Source organism: Mesorhizobium sp. M7D.F.Ca.US.004.03.1.1 (assembly GCF_003998635.1).
Lineage (GTDB): Bacteria > Pseudomonadota > Alphaproteobacteria > Rhizobiales > Rhizobiaceae > Mesorhizobium > Mesorhizobium loti.
The window spans coordinates 1-3,287 of sequence record NZ_RZQG01000680.1; the positions used below are offsets into that span (position 1 = coordinate 1).

Below are 3,287 nucleotides of genomic sequence, written 5' to 3' on the forward strand. Positions count from 1 at the left end.
ACTATGACCACCCCTCCCGGCATCGCCGACATCCACGCCGCCGCAGCCCGGCTTGCCGGCCTGATCGTCGAAACCCCCTTGATCGAATCGCAGGAGCTGAACAAGCGCTTCGGCGGCCGGATCCTGTTCAAGCCGGAAACGCTGCAGCGTACCGGCTCGTTCAAGTTCCGTGGCGCCTACAACAAGCTGTCGTCGCTCCGTGAAGAAGAACGCAGCCGAGGCGTGGTTGCCTTCTCGTCGGGCAATCATGCGCAGGGCGTCGCCGCTTCGGCCGCGATGTTCGGCGTCAAGGCGGTCATCGCCATGCCTTCAGACGCGCCAGCGATGAAGATCGCCAATGTCCGCAAGATGGGCGCGGAGGTGGTGCCGTTCGACCGTTTTCGCGACGACCGCATGACCGTGGTGCGCCCTTATATCGAAAGGGGCATGGTGCTGGTGCCGCCCTTCGACGACCCGGCCATCATCGCTGGACAGGGCACGATCGGCCTCGAATTGATGCGCCAGGCAAAAGCGCTTGGCGTCAGCCTCGACGCGGTCGTCATTCCCTGCGGCGGCGGCGGCCTGACCAGCGGCATCTCAGTTGCGGTCAAAGACGCCTCGCCCGACACCGCGGTCTGGGCAGTGGAGCCCGAGCATTTCGACGACACCCGCCGTTCGCTCATCGAAGGCGCAAGGGTGTCGAACGAGCCCGGCCACGCTTCGATCTGCGACGCGATCCTGACCGCCGAGCCCGGCCTGATCACCTTCGAGATCAACCGCAGGAACCTTGCCGGTGGCATCGCGGTCTCAGACAAGGCAACCGCGCAGGCGATGCGCGACGCCATGGCCTATCTCAAACTCGTGGTCGAGCCCGGCGGCTGCGTGGCGCTGGCGGCACTGTCATCGGGTGAGATCGAGCTATCCGGCAAATGCGTTGCCGTGGTGCTCTCCGGCGGCAATGTCGATTTCGGTACCTATGCCGAGATCATGGCGGCGGCGTAGGGTAGCGAAAGGCCCGGTCACGACCGCGATGTCCGAGGGAGATCCGGCATGGAAGACTTGGAGATTCGGGCGGCTCTGGATCGCCACTGGGCTGCTTCCGACGCTGATGACCTCGAGGCGGAGCACCAGATCTACCGGGAGGACGCGGTGCTCGACTATCCGCAGTCGGGCGAGCGCATAAGCGGGCGGCAAAACATCCAGTCGTCGCGCGCCGCGCAGCCCAATCAAAAGCGCTTCACGGTGCGGCGGATCGTTGGCGGGGGCGATCTCTGGGTCACTGAATTTGTCCTCGCCTATGACGGGCGACCGTCCTACACCGTGAGCATCATGGAGTTCCTCGATGGCAAGGTCGCCCGCGAGACCCAGTATTTCGCCGATCCGTTCGAGCCGGGACCTTCGCGCGCGCAATGGGTCGAGCCGATGCCGTGAAACCTGGCCGCGCTGAGCATGACCATCCGCCGCCCGCTCGTGCGCTCGGAACTGCCTGATGATACGGCATCCCTTGCCCGCACTCTCATTGGCAAACTCGTGGTGCGCGAGCTGCCCGAAGGCGTCGCCAGCGGCCGCATCGTCGAGACGGAGGCCTATGTCGTCGGCGATGCCGCCGGGCACGGTTACCGGGGGATGACCTCGCGCAACCGTTCGCTGTTTCTCGGGCCTGGCCACGCTTATGTCTATCTCGCCTACGGCGTCTCCTACATGCTCAACGTCTCGAGCGAGATGCCAGGGATCGGAACCGGTGTGCTGATCAGGGCGCTCGAGCCGCTCGAGGGCATTGCCATCATGCGGCTCAATCGGGGCATCGAGCGCGTGCGCGATCTGGCGCGAGGACCGGGAAGGCTCGCCCAGGCGTTGCGTATCGATCGTTCGCTCGACGGGATCGATCTTTGCCGCGAAGGCCCGCTATGGCTGGCAATTGATGATCATCAGGCCGGTGACATCGGGCAGGGCATCCGGATCGGCATTACGAAGGACGCGGATCGCCCGCTACGCTTCTATGTCCGAGGAAGTCCGTTCGTTAGCGGTACGAGATCACTCAACCCGTGAGAGCTAGTCGAGCGTCCGCCTGAACCGCACCAATGCGACACCGGCAAACAGCGCCACGAACACCACCAGCCAGCCGATCTCGCCGGCCACCGCCGGCAGTTCGGCGCCCTTCAGCATCACCGCGCGGGTGATGCGCAGGAAATGCGTCAGCGGGAAGATCTCGCCGAAGGTCTGCGCCCAGTCCGGCATGCCCCGATAGGGGAACATGAAACCCGACAGCATGATCGACGGCAGGAAGAAGAAGAAAGTGAGTTGGAGGGCCTGCATCTGCGTGCGGGCGACGGTCGAAATCGTATAGCCGAGCAGCACCAGCGCCAGCACGAAGATCAGCACGGCGGTCAACAGCAGCGACATCGATCCGGTGAAGGGTATGGCGAACAGAAGCTTGGCCGCCGCCAGCACCACCACCACCTGCACGCCGCCGACCGCCAGATAGGGCAGCACCTTGCCGAGCATGATCTCGAGCGGGCTGGACGGCATCGCCAGCAGGTTCTCCATCGTGCCGCGCTCGGTCTCGCGCGTCAGCGCGATCGAAGTCATCATCACCATGGTCATCTGCAGGATGACGCCGAGCAGGCCGGGCACGATGTTGTATTGCGAGATGCCTTCGGGATTGTAGCGCCGATGTACGACGACATCGAGCTGACCCTTGGCGGCCTCGGCGGCGGCTTCCTGCGTGCCTTGCGCCCTCAGCAGCGCCTGGCTAGCGACGGTGCCGAGCGTCGAGATAGCGCCGCTGGCCACCGCCGGGTCGGTGGCGTCGGCCTCGATCAGGATCTGCGGGTTGTTGCCGCTCTCCACCCTCTTGGCGAAATCGGCGGGGATGGTGACGACGAAGGCGACGTCGCCGCGCGATATCAGGAACTCCGCATCGGCAGCACTTTGCGCGACATGGTCGAAACGATAGTAGCCGGTGGTCTGCAGCGCCGCGACAATGGCACGCGTGTAGGGATCGTTGCTCGTCGCCACGAGTGCTGCAGGCAGGCTTTTCGGGTCGTTGTTGATGGCGTAGCCGAACAGCACCAACTGTATCAGCGGCACACCCAGCATCATGGCGAAGGTGATGCGGTCGCGCCGCATCTGGATGAATTCCTTGATCAGCAGCGCGCCAAGCCGAGCGAAGGAAAAGACACTGTTCATGCCATGTTGTCCTTCGAGCCGGACATGAACTGGATGAAAACATCTTCCAGGCTGGTTTCTCCGGGCGACACTTTCACGCCCTTGTGCTCTCTTTCGACATCCGCGAGTGCGGCTTCGAG

4 protein-coding genes and 1 pseudogene are annotated in these 3,287 nt (G+C 64.1%); 3 read left to right on the top strand and 2 right to left on the bottom strand.

The window, feature by feature from the left end:
• Positions 1-3 precede the first annotated feature (3 nt).
• The 3 genes from EN935_RS27875 to EN935_RS27885 are packed head-to-tail and all read left to right on the top strand — an operon-like array spanning position 4 to position 2,028.
• Positions 4-981: a threonine/serine dehydratase gene (locus tag EN935_RS27875; protein WP_127262214.1), complete on the top strand. Its 978-nt coding sequence runs from the start codon at positions 4-6 to the stop codon at positions 979-981.
• 48 nt (positions 982-1,029) lie between these two features.
• On the top strand, positions 1,030-1,410 hold the full coding sequence (locus EN935_RS27880) for a nuclear transport factor 2 family protein (protein WP_126067042.1): 381 nt from the start codon (positions 1,030-1,032) through the stop codon (positions 1,408-1,410).
• Between the two features lie 18 nt (positions 1,411-1,428).
• The gene (locus EN935_RS27885; RefSeq protein ID WP_127262215.1) at positions 1,429-2,028 is read left to right on the top strand and encodes a DNA-3-methyladenine glycosylase; all 600 of its coding nucleotides are present in this window, start codon (positions 1,429-1,431) and stop codon (positions 2,026-2,028) included.
• Positions 2,029-2,031: 3 nt separating this feature from the next.
• Here EN935_RS27885 and EN935_RS27890 read toward each other — a convergent pair whose 3' ends face one another.
• Both EN935_RS27890 and EN935_RS42305 read right to left on the bottom strand, forming a co-directional pair.
• Entirely contained in the window at positions 2,032-3,168 is a 1,137-nt protein-coding gene (locus EN935_RS27890) for an ABC transporter permease (protein WP_126067040.1), read from the bottom strand.
• A pseudogene (locus tag EN935_RS42305) lies at positions 3,165-3,287 on the bottom strand (ABC transporter ATP-binding protein); the annotation flags it as partial. The pseudogene EN935_RS42305 and the gene EN935_RS27890, both read right to left, overlap by 4 nt.

Bases quoted from the DNA above. Each gene is read 5' to 3' on its own strand.
- EN935_RS27875 (WP_127262214.1), top strand. From the start codon at position 4: ATGACCACCCCTCCCGGCATCGCCGACATCCACGCCGCCGCAGCCCGG.
- EN935_RS27890 (WP_126067040.1), bottom strand. From the start codon at position 3,168: ATGAACAGTGTCTTTTCCTTCGCTCGGCTTGGCGCGCTGCTGATCAAG.
- EN935_RS27885 (WP_127262215.1), top strand. From the start codon at position 1,429: ATGACCATCCGCCGCCCGCTCGTGCGCTCGGAACTGCCTGATGATACG.
- EN935_RS27880 (WP_126067042.1), top strand. From the start codon at position 1,030: ATGGAAGACTTGGAGATTCGGGCGGCTCTGGATCGCCACTGGGCTGCT.